This is a genomic window from Vibrio rubrogenes (assembly GCF_059641415.1).
Window position 1 is genome coordinate 65,037 of sequence record NZ_JCARSY010000013.1, and the last position, 21,722, is coordinate 86,758.

The following is a 21,722-nucleotide window of genomic DNA, read 5'->3' on the forward strand; positions in this document are numbered from 1 at the left end:
GTCGATCATGCTGCGTAACATAATGAATCGTCCTATTTCTGCGTCGGTTTTGTAGAGCTAATCGTCACCTTGATCTTCCTGCTTCTGTATGTCTGTTCGCTTGCGTACAGACACCTATCCCAAGGCTTGACTAGTATAGCTAGAGGGTTGATTACAAGATTCCCTACCTAAGGGGCAGATGCTTATGTTACATACCGTTACTTCCTTATTTGGACGACTTGGGCAACAACACTCCCAAACAATATGGCATAGCACTTCGCCCGTTCGCGAGGCTTTATTTGGTATAGCGCGGCTTGAAGAGCATGCAAAAAGTTTGGCTAAGGCTCAGCAGGTTCTCGACAAAAAAACGTCGGTCTTATCGTTACAAGCGAGGTTGGATGATAATGCTAGATCGTTGTTGAAGTCTTATCGAGGCTGTGCGACGGAGCTCGAACAAGGACTTAGTGTTGTTCCCGCAGCAGAATGGCTACTAGATAACTATCATTTAGTGGAAGAACAAATCCGCGAAATTCGAGACGATCTACCAGACAGTTATTATCGTCAATTACCCAAATTGGCTAGCGGACCTTTTGTCGGATATCCGCGAGTATTTGGGCTAGCCTGGGCGTTTGTAGCCCACACAGATAGTCATATTGATCCAGAGACTCTCGTGCGTTTTATTCATGCTTATCAGACGGTGCAACCGCTTACCATCGGTGAATTATGGGCGGTGGCGATCACGCTGCGTATTGTATTGATTGAAAACTTGCGACGTTTAGCCGATCAAATTGCCGTTGGTCGAAAAGCGCGCCAAGACGCAGATCATTTAACAGCACGACTTTTAGTGGAAGGTTGTGCTCATTCGGCGTTACAAGAAGATATCGCCTCACGTTCATCGGGGCCTTTATCGGAAGTGTTTGCTGCGCAACTGGCAAAGCGATTACGCGACCAAGACCCGAAAACTACGCCCGCGCTTGACTGGCTAGAACAGCGTTTGCAGCTACAAGGTCTTTCTGTAGAAGACGTGGTGCAGCATGCCCAGCAACGCCAAGGCGCATCGAACGTCACCATTCGCAATGTGATCACCAGTATGCGCTTGATTTCTGATATTGATTGGTCGGAATTGTTTGAGAAAGTCAGTCTGGTCGATCAAGAATTTTACCGTTATGACCTATATGCCCAAATGGATTTTCCGACGCGTAACTTGTATCGCAGTGCCGTAGAGGAACTGGCACGAGGCTGTGATTATTCGGAAATAGACATTGCCCAGCGTGCCGTAGAAATGGCGAAAGACAGCGTAAAGTCTTTTGAGTCAAAGAGTGTCGAATCAAAGAATGAAGAGTCGGCGCAAGCACTTTCTGAAGAAGCCAAGGTAGAAAGAAACCGCCTTGGGGATCCAGGTTATTATCTGATTGAACAAGGGCGTTTGGCTTTCGAAAAATCCATCGCCTATACACCGACCATGCGGTTAAGAGTTAGGCGCTTTCACGTACGCCTTGGCGTCGCGGGTTACTGCGGTACGATTGCCATTGTCGCCTTGGCTTTTCTTGCCATTAGTATTTTATTCGCAGGATTCCTAGCGTTTCACGCACAACCTTGGTTGCTGTGGGCAGTGGTGGCCTTTATTCCTGCCACAGAAGTGGCGTTTGTCATCGTCAATCGTTTAGTGACATGGCGATTTGGTGCGGTGATGTTACCGGGGCTTGAGCTAAAAGCTGGTGTACCGAGCTCGTTACGAACCTTAATCGCCGTGCCGACTTTACTCACTTCAGAAGAGGATTTATTAGAACAAATTAAACGCCTAGAAGTGCATTATCTTAGCGGCATCGGCGGTGATGTGAGCTTTGCCTTATTAACTGATGGCAAAGATGCTGATTTGGAAGAATTAGAAAGTGATACGGTGTGGTTGGAACGGGCGGCATTTGAAATAGAACAATTAAACCAGCGCTACGAAGAGGGTCCATCTGGTCCACGTTTTATCTTGCTGCATCGCCGTCGACTGTTTAATCCGAGTGAAAATGTATGGATGGGCTGGGAGCGTAAACGCGGCAAGTTGCATGAGCTTAATCGACTATTACGCGGCGCAACGGACACCACTTTTATAGCCATTCAAGGCAAGTCGCCAAGTGTGCCGAGTGATGTGAGCTATGTGATTACCCTTGATGCCGATACGCGTTTACCACGAGAAGCAGCGTTGCGCTTAATCGGGAAAATGGCGCATCCGTTGAATCGTCCACGTTTGGACAAAGTAAAACAGCGAGTTGTCGCAGGCTACGGGATACTTCAACCTCGTGTCACGCCGTCTTTGTCGGTGGGCACGGAAGGTTCTTTATTTCAGCGGATATTTTCTGCTCCCGGTGGTATGGATCCATATGCGGCGGCGATTTCCGATGTTTACCAAGATCTTTTCGGTGAAGGTTCTTTCACTGGCAAAGGCATTTACGATGTCGATATGTTTGAAGCCGCGCTGGCGGATCGTGTGCCGAATAACACCATGCTGAGCCACGATTTGTTCGAGGGTATTTTTGCTCGCGCGGGTTTGGTATCGGATGTGGAAGTGGTGGAAGAGTTTCCGGCCCGATACGATACCGCTGCGAAACGTCAGCATCGTTGGATGCGGGGCGATTGGCAGCTGGTGCCGTGGATTATGAGCAAGCCAACAGAGCAGGGCGTTTCCAGTCTGGGGCGTTGGAAACTTCTCGATAATTTAAGACGGTCGCTGGTGGCACCAACAACCTTGTTAGCTTTGGCATTAAGTTGGCTGTTGTTTCCATCGTCGGCGCTATTTTTTACTCTTGTGTTATTGGCCTTCATGGCGATTCCGCCTTTGTTGCCCTGTGTTTTTTCGATGATTCCTCATCGTTCTGGTGTGGACACCAGTAATCATTTTCGTCTGTGGTTAGGGGATTTGCGTCTTGCCTTAAGTCAGACTTTTTTGTCTATCGCCTTTCTGCCTGATCAAAGCTGGCGTTCACTAGATGCTATTACACGAACCTTGTTGCGCCTGGGCGTGACCCATAAACACTGTTTGGAATGGGCTACGGCGGCACAGAGTAATGCGAGCCCACGACTCAAGGTGATGGGGTTTTATCAAAATATGGCCTGTGGCACCTTGCTTGCTATAGCGGTTTGCTTGTTTGTCATTGTGGCGAATCCTGCAGTGTGGCTGCTGGTGCTGCCGTTTGCTTTGCTTTGGTGTCTTGCGCCTTTGGTCGCCCTGTTTGTTAGTCGATCCCCCGAAGTATTGCGACCTGATGAGCTCGATGTCGGCGCGGTGAGTTTACGCCTTACTGCACGCAAAACCTGGCGTTATTTTGAAACCTTTGTGACAGAGGAAGACAATTTTTTACCGCCTGATAATTACCAAGAAGACCCAGAGCCTGTGGTGGCGCATCGTACTTCACCGACCAATATTGGTTTGTATCTGTTGTCTTCAGTGGCGGCGCGAGATTTTGGTTGGGCTGGGTTATTCGAAACGATTGAGAGACTCGAAACGACCTTTGTCACACTGGAAAAACTACCAAAACACAACGGCCATTTTTTCAATTGGTACGGCACACAAAGCTTGCATACCTTGTTGCCGGAATACATTTCATCGGTGGACAGCGGCAATCTTGCTGGGCATTTGATAACGCTGGCAAATAGCTGCAAGCAGTGGCGCGAAGAATTCGTGGCTGGGCCATCTCAAGACACTTTAACCGCTAATCCAAACTCAATGGTGCGCTCAGGTTTTATGGACAATATTGCATTGGCTAGACAATCCTTAATGGTTGAATCAAAACCACTAACTAACCCTGTTAGTCCAGATATTAGAGATATTAGTATCTCCATAACGGATAGCTCGCATCCATTGCTTGCGACTTTGGACGATATAGCGAGTAAATTAAACAGCCGCCAGACTATCGAGACCTTAACGCCAATTTTAATTCGATTGACTAATAAAGCTGCCAAGCTTGCACGTGAGCGACCATTAGGTTCTGGCGAAGAAATTGCACAGGGTCGTCATGCTGATTTCATTTATTGGATCGAAGCCGCAAATAAGCTGATGGTTGAGCAGGAGCGCGATACGCTTGAGCTGCGCAATTCTTCCGACTCTTTGCTGGCTAGATTAAATGCGCTCGTGAGCATAGCTCGTGACATGGCGTTAGCGATGGATTTTGCTTTTCTCATCGACCCTGAACGCAAACTTTTGTCGATTGGTTATTCTCTTGCCGAAAACTGCCTCGATCCAAGCTGCTACGATTTATTGGCTTCGGAAGCACGATTGGCGAGTTTATTTGCTATCGCCAAAGGCGATGTGGCGACCAAGCATTGGTTTCGTCTTGGTCGCGCAGCAACACCCATGGGCAACGGCTCGGTTCTAATTTCTTGGTCGGGTTCCATGTTCGAATATTTGATGCCGTCGCTGGTTATGCGAGCGCCAACAGGCAGTTTACTTGAACAGACCAATCGGCTGATCGTTGGGCGTCAGCAGGAATACGGTAAACAACTTGGCATCCCTTGGGGCGTGTCGGAATCTTCTTACAATGCGCGTGATATCGAGTTTACTTATCAATATGCCAACTTTGGTGTGCTGGGACTTGGTCTAAAACGCGGCTTGGCGGAAAATAGAGTGATCGCACCTTATGCAACGGGGCTTGCCACCATGATTGACCCTCAGGCGGCGGTTGATAATTACGATCGCTTAACCAGCATGGGTGCTTGTGGCCGTTATGGTTTTTACGAGGCGTTGGACTTTACGCCAGCACGTTTGCCTACGGAAAGCCAAGTTGCCATTGTACGCAGTTTCATGGCGCATCATCAGGGCATGACTATTGTGGCCATTGCCAATGCCTTACTGGAAGGCGTGTTTAGACAGCGTTTTCATCAAGAACCCATGATTCAGGCATGTGAGCTCTTATTACAAGAACGTATGCCAAGGGATGTTTGCATTAGTCATCCTAGGGCAGAAGAAGTGAAAACCTACGCGTCTTCTCTAATGGTGATTGCGCCGATAGTACGATGCCTAAGTCCAACAGCCGAAGGCTCGCCCATTACACATTTGTTATCGAATGGTCGATATGTGGTGATGTTAACCGCCACTGGCGCGGGCTACAGTCGTTGGCGCGACATTGCTGTGACGCGCTGGCAGGAGGACTCCACATGTGATGATTACGGTAGTTTCATTTTCTTGCGGGATAAAAATACAGGTCAGCTTTGGTCGAGTTCTGCTCAACCTCTGCAAGATAAAGGTCATTATCCGGTGGGTGTGTTTGAAGAAGATCATGCGGAATTTGTGCGTCATGATGGCGATTTCACCACGACGATGGATGTTTTGGTATCTGGTGAAGACGATGGTGAAGTGCGTCGTATCTCATTGAGCAATAATGGTCGCACAGCGCATGACATTGAACTAACGTCTTATCTTGAATTGGTGTTAACAACGCCAGCTACTGACAATGCTCATCCGGCCTTTGCTAAGCTGTTTGTGCAAACGGAATATGTCCCTGAATACAATGCGCTAATTGCGACCCGACGCAAACGTGCTGCACAAGAAACTTCAATTTGGGCTGCGCATTTTGCCATTGTAGAAGGGGAAGTGACAGCCGATCCTCAATATGAGACCAACCGAGCCTTGTTTATTGGGCGAGGTAATTCCATTGCCACTGCGGCGGCGTTTGATTGTGACGATTCGTCGGTTGAGAGTGTCGATCTCAATAATTCAATCGGAACTGTTCTAGATCCTATTTTCTCGTTACGCTATGCCGTGCATGTGCCAGCAGGCATTGTGGTGAAAGTGGCGTTTTGGACAGTCGTTGCGTCTTCTCGTGAAGAATTAATGGATCTTGTTGATCGACATCACGACCGCAGCGCTTATGATCGAGCGAAAACCTTGGCGTGGACGCAGGCGCAAGTGCAATTGCGTCATTTGGATATTAGTCCAACCGAGGCGGATGATTTTCAACGACTAGCGGCACCGATTATTTACGCAGATCCGCGTTTTCGTGTTTCACCCGAATCCATTCATCGTGGCATGGCGGCTCAGTCTTTGTTGTGGCCGCACTCGATTAGTGGTGATTTACCCATTGTGCTGCTGCGTATCGATGACGTCGAAGACATTGAACAAGTGAAGCAATTATTGCGCGCCTATGAATACTGGCGCACGAAAAGGCTGGCGGTGGATCTGGTAATCATCAACGAGCACGCGTGTTCTTATTTACAAGACTTGCAAAACGCCATTGAAACCGCAGTGCGAAGTAGCCAGTCTCGTCCTAGACTTGTTGATAAACTCAATGGCGATCATGTGCAAGGTAATGTACATGTTCTGCGTGTAGATCTAGTGGATGTGTCGGTTCGCGATTTACTTAAATCTGTAGCTCGAGTCGTGCTTGTTGCACGTCGTGGCTCCATCAGTAAACATATCCAACGCCTACCTTCGGCGCCGATTTGGCCGCCTGCTTTGAAAGACTCGGATGACATCATTGATGGTCACAAGATGTCGCTTGAATCGCGTAACTTAAGCGTAAAGGAACAGTTAACGGAGCTGAAAGAAGGGCTCGAGTTTTTTAATGGTTTAGGTGGGTTTGGTTTAGGTGGGTGCGAGTATACTGTTATTCTCGAAAAAGGCGCGTTTACCCCTGTTCCTTGGATTAATGTTATTGCTAACCAACACTTTGGTTTTCATGTGGCTGCCGAAGGAGGGGGTTATACATGGGCAGAAAATAGCCGCGAGAATCAGCTAACTCCATGGAGCAATGATCCTGTTACTAATGCATCGGGTGAAGCGATTTACGTACGCGACGAAGACAGCTTAGCGTTGTTTAGCGCTACGGCAGACCCACTTCGATCGCATCTGAATGATCAGGAGGCGTATATTGCCCATCATGGGTACGGTTACAGTCGCTTTGAACATCAAATCGATGGTTTGGGCTTAACGTTATTACAATATGTACCGCTCTCAGATCCTATTAAAATATCTCGCCTAACGCTACATAACCAATTAGGAAAGCACCGTCGTTTGTCGGTGACGTCGTATATCGAATGGGTATTAGGCACCGCTCGCGGAGCGACCGCACCATTTATTACCACAGATTTAGATACAGCAGGGTCAAACGCATTATTCGCTTGCAATCGTTGGAGTGTGGCGTTTCCAGGGCGTGTTGCATTTACGGATATGAGCGGGATGCAATCGTCGTGGACGACTGATCGTTCGGAGTTTTTAGGACGTAATGGTCGGATGAGTGCGCCTGCCGCTTTGCTAAGAAATTCGCCGTTATCTGGTAGCACGGGCGGAGGGCAGGACCCCTGTAGTGCGCAACAATGTGTCGTTGAGCTAAAACCAAATGAATCGGTGGAGGTGGTGATCTTGCTGGGGCAATGTGATTCGGTCGGAAAAGCTCGGGAGTTGATAGAGCAATATCGACATGCTGACTTGGATCAGGTTCTGGCGGAAGTAACCGAGTACTGGGAAACCTTGTTAGGCGCGGTTCAGGTGAAAACACCAGATCGAGCGATGGATATCATGCTCAATGGTTGGTTGCTTTATCAAACAGTCGCATGCCGTATGTGGGCTCGTTCGGCGTTTTACCAAGCCAGTGGGGCTTATGGTTTTAGGGATCAATTGCAAGATGGTATGTCGATGACTTTTCGTCGCCCCGATATGACTCGAGAACATATTTTACGTGCAGCGGGTCGTCAATTTATTGAAGGCGATGTACAGCATTGGTGGTTGCCTCACACAGGACAGGGCGTACGTACGCATATATCTGACGATAGAGTCTGGCTAGCGTATGCCACGGCTACTTACATTGAAACTTCGGGTGATATGTCCATCTTGGATGAGAAAATCGCCTTTATCGAAGGGCCAATATTGGCGGAGGGTCAGCATGACGCGTATTTCCATGCTGTTGAATCGGACGTGTCGGCAACCTTGTTTGAGCATTGTGCTCGCGGGTTGGATCAATGTATTGAACTGACGGGCGAAAATGGCCTGCCATTAATGGGCACAGGCGATTGGAATGATGGCATGAACCGTGTCGGAGAAGGCGGTAAAGGTGAAAGTGTTTGGTTAGGCTGGTTGCTGATTCGTACTATTAATTTATTCTCACCTCTGGCGTACATTCGTGACGAAGGGGAACGAGTACAAAGCTGGGTGACGCATGCAAGTAGAGTCAGAGAAGCTATTGAAGAAAAAGCGTGGGATGGTGAATGGTATCGCCGAGCGAGCTTCGATGACGGCAGTTGGCTAGGATCTAAAGATAGCGATGAATGTCAAATCGACTCTATTGTGCAATCTTGGGCCGTGTTGTCTGAAGTGGGTGAACCAGAACGCGCAGCAAAAGCCATGGATTCGGTCGATCAATATTTGATTCAACCCGAGTCTAAATTATCTCTATTGTTTACACCGCCTTTTGATAAAACCAGTCACGACCCAGGTTATATCAAAGGTTATCCAACGGGGGTAAGGGAAAACGGTGGTCAATACAGTCATGCTGCCATGTGGGCGATTCTAGCCTATGCAAAATTGGGGGATGGCAACAAAGCTAGCAAGTTGTTTAATTTACTAAACCCAATCAATCACACCCTGAATGCCGAAGACACTGAGTGTTATAAAGTCGAACCTTATGTGGTTGCAGCGGATGTATATGCCGTCGCACCTCACACAGGACGAGGCGGTTGGACTTGGTACACAGGCTCAGCCGGATGGATGTATCGAGCAGGAATGGAAGGTATTCTGGGTGTTAATCGAGAAGGCAAAGAACTGACGATTCAACCTTGCATTCCGTTAGATTGGCCATGCTTTGAAGTCAGCGTAAAAATAGCCAAGACCGAGTACTTTATTGCCGTCACGCAATCGGTTGATCTTATTGATTCTTCTGGCGCTAGAGTTTCTGTAGAAGACTCTTTAATAGTGGAAAAAAATATGAGAGCAGTGATTGATGGCATGGATATTCAAACAACCAATAATATAGTGCGTGTACCTCTGGATGGAAAGATGCATAAACTAAATATTAGTATTTGGCTCTAGGGATGGCTTTGATGTGATGGACGCACCTCCCTTCTAGCACCGATGTGCCAAACTAATGGTACAACCAGTAATGACTGAGAACGAAAAAATTGATACGCGTTTTCCGCAAGGGGATGGATCGTAACAACCAAATTTTTCTTGGATCGTAAGGCCAAAAGTTTGGGCATAAAGCCACCCCTAAGAGTAAAATTAGGTACCAAATGTGTCTATTTATGGTGGCCCAAGTTGCAAACAATTTGGAATAAAATGGCATTGTGTGGTTAAAAGATCAACAAGAAAATATTTCTGTTATCTATTGATATATATAAATATTTAACGAAATCAATGATTTCATAAAACTAAGCTTTAGGGTGGGTTACAGCCTTCCAAGCTGATGATTGCGGGTTCGATTCCCGCTGCCCGCTCCAATACTTCCCCGTAAATAAATTTATTTCAATCATGTGAAATATTAGCGTTTTAGTTGGTGTCTTTTATTGCACTAATCACCTTTTGTTGTTGCTTAAGCAATACGTTATTCTCTCGTAAAAGCATATATTGTCGAATAAAATTTCATTGCCGTAAGTGGTGCTGGTTAATCTATTCTTCTGAATTTCATAAGAAATTAATCGAAAAATTCTTCCGTATCAATTTCACATTGTTGTGCCGTATTGTAACGAGCCCCATTAACTGTTGTATGATTAATCAGTTGATTAAGTTGCGCGATGGTCTGAGGTCCAAGTGTGACATTAATGGCGGATAGGTTTTCACGCATATGGGGTATTGATCGAGTTCCGGGAATGGCAATGACGTGTTCTCCTTGGGCTAATACCCAGGCTAAAGCGAGCTGAGCTGGAGCGATATTGATTTGGGTTGCTATGGTATTAAATTGGTTCAATAAGAGCATGTTTTTGGTGAAATGTGGTTCTTGGAACCTCGGCATATTTAGACGAATATCGCCAGGTTGTATATTGTCTATATCCACCACGCTATTGGCTAAAAAGCCTCGGGCTATTGGGCTAAAAGCGACAAATGTCGTACCTAGTTCCGCACACTTTTGCAAAGCAGCGATTTCGGGGTTGCGTGTCCAGATTGAGTATTCACTTTGTAATGCGGCAATGGGGTAAATCTGGTGTGCGCGAGCTAGGGTATGGGCAGATACCTCTGAAAGGCCAATGGCGCCAATTTTTCCTTCCTCGACTAGCCGAGCCAGAGCTTGGACACTTTCCTCAATGGGAATCTCCGCATCCAATCGATGTAGATAATAGAGATCGATGTAGTCTGTGTTTAGGCGTTTTAAACTTTGTTCACACTGGTGTCTGATGCTTTTCGCTGAACCATCAATGGTTTTTCTTCCGCTGACATTATCTATAAACATTCCACCTTTACTGGCCAGAAAAACTGTTTCTCGTTTCCCTTTGAGTGCCTGACCTAAGAGCTTTTCGTTACCTCCCTTCCCATAAAGGGTTGCAGTATCAAAATGCCGGTAACCCATGTCCATCGCCGCATGAAGTGCATAAATACCTTCTTTTTCAGTTAAGGGTGCACCATAGGCATGGGATAAATTCATACATCCAAGGCCGATTCGTGGTGAAAGCAGCAGTGAATTAGTCATGTTCTTAGACTCCTGAATAACGTTTTTAAACTAGAGATAAAGATAAAGATAAAGATAAAGATAAAGATAAAAGCCCCTAATGGGGCTTAATGGTGTGCAGGTTGTTCGACACAATTCAATCCTGCTGGAAGCACTGTTCTATTTGATATAAGGTTTCCATTGCTGGTAAACATTGTGCAACACTACTATTGGGTTCTCTATTTTCCAGAATGGCTGAAATGAATTCACGGTCTTGCAGCTCAATACCATTATTTGAAATTGCTACGTCACTTAAATCAATCTTGTTGCCGTGGCCGTCATATAAATCATCATAGCGAGCAATGTACGTTCCGTTGTCACAGATATACCGGAAAAAAGTACCCAGAGGACCATCATTATTGAACGATAATGATAAGGTGCATAGCGCACCGCCTGGTACTTTCATACCAATACTCATATCCGTAGCGATACCTAGTTCAGGATGAACCGGGCCTTCAAGCCCCTGAACTTTACTGGTTGTTTCTCCTGTTTGATACTGGAACAGATCAACGGTGTGACAGGCATGGTGCCATAGCAGATGGTCTGTCCAGGTTCTTGGTTGACCGAGGGCATTTTTATTGGTTCGACGGAAGAAGTAGGTTTGTACATCCATCTGCTGTATTTTTAATTCACCAGCCCTAATCTTGTTATGAATCCATTGGTGGCTGGGGTTGAAGCGGCGTGTATGTCCCGCCATTGCGACCAGTCCGGTTCTTTGTTGTACATCCACCAACTGCCGAGCCTCTTCGATGTTATCTGCCATTGGAATTTCAACCATGACATGCTTCCCTGCTTCTAAGCACTGAATTGCTTGTTTGGCATGTAATGGCGTTGGAGTTGCCAGGATAACAGCATCAACATCCTCAATGGCAAGTGCTTCAGCTAAGTCAGCGGTGAAATGTGGAATATTTCGGTTTTTTGCCACCTGAGTCAGTGACTCCATGTCAGTTCCTACAATGCAGGTAACGGTTACGCCTTCAATTACACTTAGTGCATCTAAGTGTTTGGTTCCAAACGCGCCCGATGCGCCCGCAACACATACTTTCATCCTAATATTCTCCTAGAGTACATTCGTAAAAACTATTAGCGTAAGCTCAATTATCAAGCGCTAGTTTTTAACAAGTACATGCATGACAATTGAATTTTATGCCAGACAGAAAATTCATATGGTTAGTGTTAAATGTATGGTATTTACTCTAGCATCGCAGTTAGGTCTTGGATAATTCAATAACTTGGTTAGCTATTCAAAAAAAGCATTACCATGGGATTTTTTGTATTAATGATACACTAGTGACGCATCTCGGAGCATGGTTAAAAATGCCTGTTGAGCCGGTGTTGGCTGCCAATTTTTTCTTGTTGTAATTCCGATTGGACGGCGAGTATGTTTGAGCGAATAAGGAAAAGTTCGTAGTAATCCTAAGGATCGTTCGCGTTCGATTTGGTGACTGGAAATCATGGTGAGTCGATCACTTCCGAGCAACAATTCTCGTATTAAAATTTGTGAAGTAGTTTCCACGATATTCGATGGCTGTTCAACGCCATGATCATTAAACAGAGTATCAAAAAAGTCACGAGTAGGAGCTCCATGGCGAGGCACTACCCAGGGGTAACTAGCCAGCATTTCTGGTGTGATGAACGGCTCATTTTCTAGAGGATGTCCCTGCCTACCAACAACAGTAAGGTGAGGCGAAAGCAACTCTTCTTGCTCTATATCGTCAGCAGGCGCAGGAAACCGGAGTGCACCGATTAGAAAGTCGAGTTCACCATGACGTAAATGATTGAGTAAATCGGAGTAAGGTGCATCAAGGATGGCGAGTTGGACATTTGGGTGCTGCTCGGCAAATTGATTTATTGCCGTCGGTAAAATGGAGGTTCGGGCCAGAGGCATGCTTCCCACCACAATTTTGCCGACTTCTCTGGATTGCAATGCACTGATTTCATAATAAGCCTGATAAATTTCAGCAAACCCAAGTTTAGATGCTGTGCAAAGTGCTTTTGCAGCCTTTGTGGTTGCAATCCCCGTATTAGTTTTTTCAAATAGAGTGATACCAATCAGTTGCTCCAGTTCACGGGCAGAACGATGAAGTGAGGATTGTGATACACCGATATTGCGGCTGGCAATCGTAAAGTTTTCAACGTCACTGACCGCCATCAGTGCCCGAAGCTGGGTTGTCGTAAGTAACGCTATGACTTTTGATGCCGGTGCTCCTTCTTCTTTGTGACGCTTCATCGCATCTTTTAAGCCTTGCTCAATATAGTTTGTGCAACGAGAAACTCGGTTGAAATAAACTTTGCCTTCTGAAGTCAGGTACATCCCATCGCTGTGACGCTCAAACAGTTCAGTTTCAAGTTGCCGTTCTAATTTTGCCAGAGCTTGAGTGATGGCGGGTTGAGAAAGAAAAACTTTTGGTGCAGCCTGGCTGATGCTATGGCATTTCGCGACTTCCAAGAATACTCTCAGGTGCCGTAAATTCGGTATTTGGATGGACTTATCAGCCATTGAGATGACTCCGGTTTTGACATTGTGTTCTAAAAATCTAATAGGCTGGAGGTTAAATTGAAATAGCTAACTGGCTGGGCTGGGTAAATACTGTTGTTACTGTCACAGCCGATGATGAATTCGTTTACAAATATGTAACACGAATCACAACTGAGAATCGAAATGACATTTACCTTCCTGTATGACAACGGAAACCGTGGTTTCATCGGGTTATGCGGGTTTACCTTGCACAACAGAGAGTCAGAAAATGATAATTGATTGCCATGGACACTACACCACGACTCCACCACAAGTTGGAACGTATCGAGATAAACAAAAAGAAGCCGTAAGCCGAGACCCCAACTATATTGGCGAAAAAGGTACTATCGAAATAAGTGATGACGATATTCGGGAGTCAATAATCAAAAACCAATTACGTTTACAGAAAGAACGTGGTACGGATTTAACGATATTCTCACCTCGTGCTAGTTGGATGGGGCACCATATTGGTAATCAATACACTAGTCAGTATTGGACTGAACATCAAAATGATTTAATTCGTCGTGTATGTGATCTTTTCCCGCAAAACTTTGTTCCGGTTGCCCAGCTTCCGCAGTCTCCAGGCGCTGATCCTGCCAAATCCGTTCCTGAAATTGTTCGTACGGTTGAAGAAATGGGGTTTATAGGAATTAACCTTAATCCGGATCCAAGCGGAGGCCATTGGAATGGGGCATCGTTATCGGATAAAGCGTTTTATCCAATATATGAAAAAATGGTGGAATACGATATTCCTGCGATGGTGCATGTCAGTGCTGCGTGTAACGAATGCTTCCATACTACCGGGTCTCATTATTTAGGTGCAGATACCACTGCGTTCCAGCAACTGATGATGTCGGACGTATTCAAAGACTTTCCTGAATTAAAAATCATTATACCTCATGGTGGCGGTGCTGTGCCTTATCACTGGGGGCGTTTTCGTGGGTTAGCACAAGATAATGGCTTTGATTTGGAAGAGCGGGTTCTGAACAACATTTTCTTTGACACCTGCGTCTATCACCAAAAAGGTATCGATTTGTTGCTCGATGTTATTCCGACAAAAAATATTCTTTTTGCATCCGAAATGATCGGAGCAGTTCGAGGTATTGATCCTGAATCCGGTCATTATTTTGATGATACTAAACGCTATATTGATGCGAACGCGAGTCTGAATCAGCGACAAAAACAGGATATTTTCGAACATAACACTCTAGCGGTGTTTAGTCGCCTAAAGTTACAACTTGTAAATAAATAGACTTGGAGCCTGAAAATGAAAGAGACAGTAGTGGTACAAAATATTGAGCGAGCGGATCAAGCTGTTATTGATGGTTTGGCAAAGTGCGGCGTGGCGACTATTCATGAAGCTCAGGGACGTTATGGTCTATTGGCTGACTATTTACGTCCAATTCAAATGGATGTTTGTGTTGCTGGCTCTGCGCTAACTATTTTAGGTGCAGCAGGTGACAACTGGATGATGCATGTGGCAATCGAACAGGCAAAATCAGGGGATTTCTTAGTCTTTACCCCCAGCTCTCCATCCAACCATGGTTTTTTCGGTGACTTATTGGCTACTTCGGCACAAGCTCGAGGTGTGGTTGGGTTAATTATTGATGGTGGTGTTCGTGATACTCGGGATTTAAGAAAGATGAACTTCCCGGTATGGTCTAAGCATGTGTTCTCGCAGGGAACCATAAAAGAGACGTTAGGTAGTGTGAATTTGCCACTGGTTTGTGCGGATGAATTGATCAACCCCGGTGATGTGATTGTCGCAGATGATGATGGGGTCGTTGTTGTTCGTCGCGAAAAAGCGGAGGAAGTTCTTAAATTATCTCAAGAACGCATAGAACGAGAAGAAGCCAAACGGATTAGACTGGCAAATGGTGAACTGGGTCTGGATATTTATGATATGCGACCAAGACTTAAAGCGAAAGGACTAAAATATGTCTAACGGTACTCGCTGTATGTGGATGCGTGGCGGTACTTCGAAGGGGGCTTTTTTCCTCGCAGATGATTTGCCAACGGATCTGACTGAACGTGATGCTTTTTTACTTTCAGTCATGGGGTCGCCCGATTCGAGACAAATTGATGGTATCGGTGGTGCAGACCCGCTGACCTCTAAAGTTGCGATTGTTAGTCCGTCCACTCATCAGGATGCGGATGTGGACTATTTATTTTTACAAGTCTTTGTTGACAAGGCGATCGTGACTGATGCTCAAAACTGTGGAAATATTTTAGCCGGGGTTGGGCCATTTGCTATTGAACGGGGGCTAGTTGACGTTCAGGGTGAAAAAACTGCTGTTCGTATTCATATGCTAAACACTCAGCAAATCGCGACGGCTCATGTGGCAACGCCTTCTGGGATGGTCTGTTACCAGGGAGATGCAAAAATAGATGGAGTGCCCGGTACGGCTTCAGCAATTGCGATCGAATTTAGTGATATTGCAGGATCCAGCTGTGGGGCGTTGTTACCCACTGGAAAAGTAAAAAACGACATTGATGGTATCGATGTCACTATGATAGATAACGGGATGCCCGTTGTTATTATGTCGGCTGAGCAGTTAGGTATTTCAGGTTATGAAGGGCGTGATGAACTAGAAACTAATCTGGATTTAAAGCATAAAATTGAGGCTATTCGTCTTCAGGCCGGGCATCTGATGAATTTGGGAGATGTAACAAACAAATCTGTACCTAAAGTGACGCTGGTTAGTCCGGCTAAAGCTGGTGGTGCTCTTTCAACCCGAACTTTTATTCCACACCGGTGTCATGCATCAATTGGTGTTTTTGGTGCTGTGAGTGTTGCAACTGCTGCATCGTTACCAGGTTCTGTTGCGGCAGACTTGGCTACTGCGGCATCTGGAAGGGTTCAGACCTTGAGTGTTGAACACCCAACCGGTGAAATGAGTGTAATACTGACTTTTAATGAAACTGGGAGTGTACTTTCAACGGCGATTCTGCGGACGGCCAGAAAGCTCTTTGATGGTGTCGTTTTTCCAAATAATAAAAAATAAATTAAATTTAACCAATAACAAAAGGTACCCAAATTATGATGGATAAGGACTATCTTCCCTTTCATCCCAACCCTTCTAAACCAACCTTTAAGGTTCCGAAAGGGGCTATCGATGCTCATTGCCATGTATTTGGCCCGGCTGAATGCTTTCCGTATCATCCCAAACGTAAGTACACGCCATGTGATGCGCCTAAAGCATCATTATTTGTCCTGCGTGATTACTTGGGGTTTGAGCGTAATGTTATTGTTCAGGCATCATGTCATGGCACTGATAACGCAGCGTTGATTGACGCGTTAGATTCGGCAGGTTCGTTGGCTCGTGGGGTTGCGGTTGTGGCGCCAGACATCACGAATGAAGAGCTTGAGGCTATGCACAAATCTGGAGTTCGGGCCGTTCGTTTTAACTTTGTTCAACGTCTTGTTGATGCAACACCTCGTGAGGTATTCATTGGTATTGCTGAGCGAGTTAAAGTATTGGGTTGGCATGTTGTGGTCTATTTTGAACCACAAGATTTGCAAGAACTTATTCCGTTCCTGACTCAATTAAATATCACGATTGTTATTGATCACATGGGGCGTCCGGATGTCTCACAAGGTGTTGACAGTGAAGGGTTTCAGCGCTTAATCGATTTTATGGAACAAAATGAGAACATTTGGGTTAAGGTGAGTTGTCCGGAACGTTTAACCAATACTCAACCCGATTACTCCGATGTGGTTCCCTTTTCTAAAACGTTAGTCGATCGATTCCCAACCCGTGTGCTTTGGGGGACGGACTGGCCACACCCTAATATGAAATCGCATGTGCCGGATGACGGTAAGTTGGTGGATGTCATTCCTCAAATTGCTGATACAGAAGAGAAGCAGAGAATGCTACTGATAACGAACCCGTTGCGCCTATATTGGCCTGAAGAGGTGAAGTGATGGAACATGATATTGACTTATCTACGATAAAATTCGATGGCGCAATGTCTACGAAAGGCTACCCTTTGAATAAAATGTGTTATTCATTTAATAACTCAGAAGGACGTGAGGAATTCAAACAAAATGAGGCTGCTTATTGCGATAAATTTGGCCTGACACCAGAACAAAAACAAGCCGTCCTGAAACGTGATGTTCTCGGATTACTTAAAGAAGGTGGCAGTATTTATTATCTGGCAAAGTTTGCCGGATTATTAGGTCTAAATGTTCAGGATGTCGGCGGATTACAAACCGGCCGCACAACAGAAGAGTTTAAAGCATATCTAGATGGTCAAGGGCGAGGTAAGAACAATGGCTAAAATCATTGGTGGTATTACAACATCTCATATTCCGGCCATTGGGATTGCGATGGATAAAGGCCTGGAACAAACCGATTACTGGCGTGATTTCTTTGCCGGTTATCCACCCATACGCGAGTGGATGAATCAGGAAAAACCAGATATTGCTATCATTTTTTATAACGATCATGGTTTAGAAATGTTCTTGGATAAGAAGCCTACGTTTGCCTTGGGCTGTGCCCCGAAATATGAAAATGCGGATGAAGGCTGGGGTATGACAACAATTCCATCGGTGACGGGTGAAACCGAGCTATCCTGGCACATTGCTAATTGCCTGATTGAAGACGATTTTGATCCAACAATCTGTCAGGACATCAAAGTTGATCATGGTTTGACGGTTCCGTTGTCACTAATGTATCCAGATAAACAGTACCAACACTTAAAAGTGATTCCTGTTTGTATCAATTGTGAACGACACCCTATGCCAAAGCCATCACGTTGTTATGCATTCGGTCAGGCGATTGGTAAGGCAGTTGAGTCTTTTGCGGGCGATCAAAAAGTTGTTGTGTTTGGTACTGGAGGGTTATCTCATCAGCTTGACGGCCAACGTGCCGGTTTTATTAATAGTGATTTTGATATCGAATGTATGGACAAACTGGTAAATGACCCCGAAGCTTTGACTAAATATACTAACGATGATTTGATAGAAATAGCCGGAGCACAGGGCGTTGAATTAAATATGTGGTTGGCTATGCGGGGTTGCATGTTAAGAGAGGTGACAGAAATTCATCGTAATTACGTTGCTCCAATTTCGAATACTGGTGCAGGGTTGCAACTATTACTGAATGAATAAACTCTAACGGACTTTTACTTGTTATTGTTCACGTTTACCGAGTCTTTTTCAGGCTCGGTATTTTTGTGTCGTTCGTATGCGAGCCTGTTTTGTCTCTGGTGTAATTAAAAATTATGTTTATAGCAAAAATGAATGTTTTGGGCTGGGATTGATACACATGAAAAATTGATTCCATATCACAATATACGCGTTGCTCAAACAGACGGTGTAAATATAGATTTACGTTCCATATGTACGTAAATATCGAGTATATGATGATATTTAATATACTTGTAGCATCAAATCTCTCAATGTTGAACTGAATGCATACTCTCTGATAGTAATTGTGTTACTGATCATCAGTTGATATTTTTTCAAAAGCCATGTAAATAAAACCATACAAAACGCAACCTTCAATGCTTATAGGGTTCTAATTTTTGAATGGGATTTATCACATTTCCACTTCGCCTGTCTGAGATTGTTAGCGTATATTTTTTACAAATTGACCCTATCGCTCGATCAGGAGAATGTAGATGAAATTAGGTTTAGTTGGGAAAAGAATTCAAAAAAGTCAGTCAAAGAAACTGCATGAGTATTTAGGTAAACATTACAATTTAGATGTTAATTATGATTTTTTCGATGTGGACTTAGATGATGCTCGAGCGTTAGAGAAACAAATCACACAGTTAAGAGAACAAGGATATCGAGGTGTTAATATCACTTTCCCATACAAGATTTGGGCGTGGAATCTCATCGATAAAAAAGAATACACGGATTCTAATTTGGGGGCGCTTAACACTGTGGTATTGGACGAAGAACAAACTAAAGGCACGAACACAGATTGTACCGGGTTTGCTCGTGCACTTCAGAATGGGCTAAGCGGTGAATCGGCAGGCAAAGTTATGATCAAAGGGACCGGTGGTGTCGGAAGGGCGATTGCTTTTGGTTTGGCTAGCTGTGATGTAGAACATATCTACCTTTATGATGAATCAGCAGAAAGTCAGGCAACGTTGCTTGATGCCCTAACGGGAGCCGGTATTAGTGCATCGATTGTCAGTAGTGAAGATGTCGATACATGTGTTACTCAGTGTGATGGCCTGGTCAATGCCACTCCTATTGGTCACTATACTACGCCTGGTTCGCTATTTTCAGCTGACTTGTTAGGGGATCAAACTTGGGCTTTTGATGCCGTGTATACCCCAGTTATGACTCAGTTTTTGTCTGATGCCGATGCTGCAGGTCTGACCTTGATTACCGGTTTTGAACTCTTCTTATATCAAGGCATTGATGCTTTCGAATATTTTACTGGTGTTAAAGTTGATCCAACAGTAGCCCGTCGTTGTTTTTCTGAAGACGAATAGGAGATAAGGGGAAAGGGAAGTATGAAATATTCGATCGCAACTGTCAGTATCTCAGGCACGCTAGAAGATAAATTCAATGCCGCAGCCAGAGCCGGATTCCATGGCATTGAAATTTTCGAAAATGACCTGACGCAATCCACAATGAGCCCAAGAGATGTCAGGCAACTCGCTGAATCACTTAATCTGGAAATTATTGCTTTGCAGCCTTTACGTGATTTCGAGGCGATGCCAGAACCGTTTCGGGAACGAAATTTCTACCGAGCACAAAAGAAATTTGAGGTAATGCATGAGCTTGGTACCAAAGGATTGATGATCTGCTCGAATGTTTCACCTCATGCCATTAATGATCCTCAACGTGCTGCACATGACTTAAATGAACTTGCTGAGCTAGCATGCAAAGAAGGCTTTCATATTGGTTATGAAGCGTTAGCATGGGGGATTCATACTAAGGACTATACTCAAGCGTGGGATATTGTGAAACGAGCAGACCATGATAGTCTAGGTATTATTCTGGATACATTTCACATGTTCGTGCGTAATAATACGCTTGACTTACTGAGGGATGAAATCTCAATCGACAAAATAGCATTGGTACAGGTGGCTGATGCCCCGAGTATACAGATGGATTCTCTGTACTTTTCTCGCCATTTTCGTTGTTTCCCTGGTCAGGGGGATTTCCCCGTGGTGGATTTTGTTCGATGTCTACGCGAAAAAGGATTCAATGATTATCTGTCTCATGAAATCTTTAATGATGAGTTCCGGTCATCCTCACCTTATGAAAAAGCCATCGATGGTATGCGTTCGCTGCTTTGGTTAGAAGAGCAATCGCTCCGCTCGGATTTGGATGTAATGAGTGTTGAAAATGAGGAAAAATCGTCCCCGGACGAAAGGATCTCTACACCTAGTATCGAGAACATTGAGTTTATTGAAATCGCTGCGGCGACAGATTCAGGGAAAGAGTTAGTGGATTTGTTTCTTGCACTGGGATTTCAGGAAACCCACCGACATAAATCAAAAGACATTACATTGATGCGTCAGGGTGATGTTAATATTGTGTTGAATCGGGAAACTGAGAGTCAGGCTCACCAGTATTACGAAAAACATGGTGTTTCTATCTGTGCGTTGGGGGTCGCTGTCAATCGCATGCCTGAATTACTCCATAAACTGGATTATTACCGTTGTAATAAATTTCAAAATCAGGCAGGGCCCGGTGAATTGAATATTCCAGCTATTCGTGGTGTCGGTGACAGCTTAATCTATTTTGTTGAGAATCATCCAAATTATAAATTTTACGATGTTGATTTTGAGCTGATTAATTTAAACCAAACTTCCGTAACATCAATTGGTATTCATTCTATAGACCATATAGGACAAACTGTCTCTCCTGCGGAATTTCTCCACACATCATTTCATTATCGTTCGTTATTTGACTTTGATATTACACCAACCCAAGATCTTCCTGATGTGTACGGTTTGGTTGTTAGCCGTGTAGCTTCAAACTCGACCAAAAAAGTTCGTATTCCAATTAACATGTCAATGGCAAGTGATGCGTCGGCTCAGCGTTTCCTGAAACACACTAAAGGGGCTGGAGTACAACAAATTGCCTTCTCGTGTGATGACGTTTTTGCAGCAGCAGAGCAAGTAGCCAGTGATTATCGTTTATCTATTCCTGATAACTATTATCGGGATCTGGATGCCCGTTGTCAGTTAGAACCGGAACTGATGACCAAGTTAAAACAATTTAACGTGTTGTACGATGAAAACTCGGACGGCAAATTTCTCCACTTCTATACCAGAGAAATCAACGGAGTTTTCTTTGAGATACTGCAACGTATCGGAAATTACGATGGTTATGGCGAAATTAACGCTTATATTCGGATGGCTTCACAAGTTAGAGAAAATGCTCATCGTTCTGACTAGTTTTTCTGTCGTGATTTGACGTCAGATGGGTGCTGATATTTTTACCGCCCTAGGCCGATTAGGCTTAGGGCGTCTGTTTATAAATAGTCTGTACTACCTGTCGAATTTCCCATAGGTTTAGAAGTGCTGATGGCTCCTTCTGGTGATGTGAATCACGAATTTATGAAAAAAGTCGTACAGCAGAGTTATCAAGGAGCCACACAATTACTTATGGCGTTTAGGCGAATTAATTCGTT

General features: G+C 44.8%; 12 protein-coding genes. 9 read left to right on the plus strand and 3 right to left on the minus strand.

Going from position 1 to position 21,722, the window contains the following annotated elements; translation table 11 throughout:
- Positions 1-184 precede the first annotated feature (184 nt).
- Positions 185-8,986, plus strand: coding sequence for a GH36-type glycosyl hydrolase domain-containing protein (locus AC55NX_RS11455; RefSeq protein WP_496995853.1), 8,802 nt, complete (start codon positions 185-187; stop codon positions 8,984-8,986).
- Positions 8,987-9,587: 601 nt separating this feature from the next.
- Here the strand turns inward: AC55NX_RS11455 and AC55NX_RS11460 are convergent.
- The 3 genes from AC55NX_RS11460 to AC55NX_RS11470 all read right to left on the minus strand — a co-directional run bounded on the left by AC55NX_RS11460 (position 9,588) and on the right by AC55NX_RS11470 (position 13,095).
- On the minus strand, positions 9,588-10,577 hold the full coding sequence (locus AC55NX_RS11460; protein WP_496995854.1) for an aldo/keto reductase: 990 nt from the start codon (positions 10,575-10,577) through the stop codon (positions 9,588-9,590).
- Between the two features lie 115 nt (positions 10,578-10,692).
- Positions 10,693-11,643 (minus strand): Gfo/Idh/MocA family oxidoreductase, encoded by a 951-nt coding sequence (locus tag AC55NX_RS11465; RefSeq protein WP_496995855.1) that lies wholly within the window; start codon positions 11,641-11,643, stop codon positions 10,693-10,695.
- 228 nt (positions 11,644-11,871) lie between these two features.
- Positions 11,872-13,095 (minus strand): LysR family transcriptional regulator, encoded by a 1,224-nt coding sequence (locus AC55NX_RS11470; RefSeq protein WP_496995856.1) that lies wholly within the window; start codon positions 13,093-13,095, stop codon positions 11,872-11,874.
- A 181-nt stretch (positions 13,096-13,276) separates the two neighbouring features.
- On the opposite strand from AC55NX_RS11470, the gene AC55NX_RS11475 reads away from it, so the two are divergent.
- From AC55NX_RS11475 to AC55NX_RS11510, 8 genes are all read left to right on the plus strand, one after another.
- Positions 13,277-14,365, plus strand: a complete 1,089-nt coding sequence (locus AC55NX_RS11475; RefSeq protein ID WP_496995857.1) for an amidohydrolase family protein — start codon at positions 13,277-13,279, stop codon at positions 14,363-14,365.
- A gap of 15 nt (positions 14,366-14,380) precedes the next feature.
- Positions 14,381-15,058: a 4-carboxy-4-hydroxy-2-oxoadipate aldolase/oxaloacetate decarboxylase gene (locus tag AC55NX_RS11480; RefSeq protein ID WP_496995858.1), complete on the plus strand. Its 678-nt coding sequence runs from the start codon at positions 14,381-14,383 to the stop codon at positions 15,056-15,058.
- The gene (locus tag AC55NX_RS11485) at positions 15,051-16,118 is read left to right on the plus strand and encodes a 4-oxalomesaconate tautomerase (RefSeq protein ID WP_496995859.1); all 1,068 of its coding nucleotides are present in this window, start codon (positions 15,051-15,053) and stop codon (positions 16,116-16,118) included. Before AC55NX_RS11480 ends, AC55NX_RS11485 begins: the two co-directional genes overlap by 8 nt.
- 35 nt (positions 16,119-16,153) lie before the next feature.
- Positions 16,154-17,038, plus strand: a complete 885-nt coding sequence (locus tag AC55NX_RS11490) for an amidohydrolase family protein (protein WP_496995860.1) — start codon at positions 16,154-16,156, stop codon at positions 17,036-17,038.
- Positions 17,038-17,394, plus strand: coding sequence for a protocatechuate 4,5-dioxygenase subunit alpha (locus AC55NX_RS11495; RefSeq protein WP_496995861.1), 357 nt, complete (start codon positions 17,038-17,040; stop codon positions 17,392-17,394). The genes AC55NX_RS11490 and AC55NX_RS11495 overlap by 1 nt, the downstream gene beginning before the upstream one ends.
- The gene (locus tag AC55NX_RS11500; protein WP_496995862.1) at positions 17,387-18,226 is read left to right on the plus strand and encodes a class III extradiol dioxygenase family protein; all 840 of its coding nucleotides are present in this window, start codon (positions 17,387-17,389) and stop codon (positions 18,224-18,226) included. The genes AC55NX_RS11495 and AC55NX_RS11500 overlap by 8 nt, the downstream gene beginning before the upstream one ends.
- Positions 18,227-18,738: 512 nt before the next feature.
- Positions 18,739-19,566, plus strand: coding sequence for a shikimate dehydrogenase family protein (locus tag AC55NX_RS11505; RefSeq protein ID WP_496995863.1), 828 nt, complete (start codon positions 18,739-18,741; stop codon positions 19,564-19,566).
- Positions 19,567-19,587: 21 nt separating this feature from the next.
- Positions 19,588-21,486, plus strand: a complete 1,899-nt coding sequence (locus AC55NX_RS11510) for a bifunctional sugar phosphate isomerase/epimerase/4-hydroxyphenylpyruvate dioxygenase family protein (protein WP_496995864.1) — start codon at positions 19,588-19,590, stop codon at positions 21,484-21,486.
- The last annotated feature ends 236 nt before the right edge of the window (positions 21,487-21,722 follow it).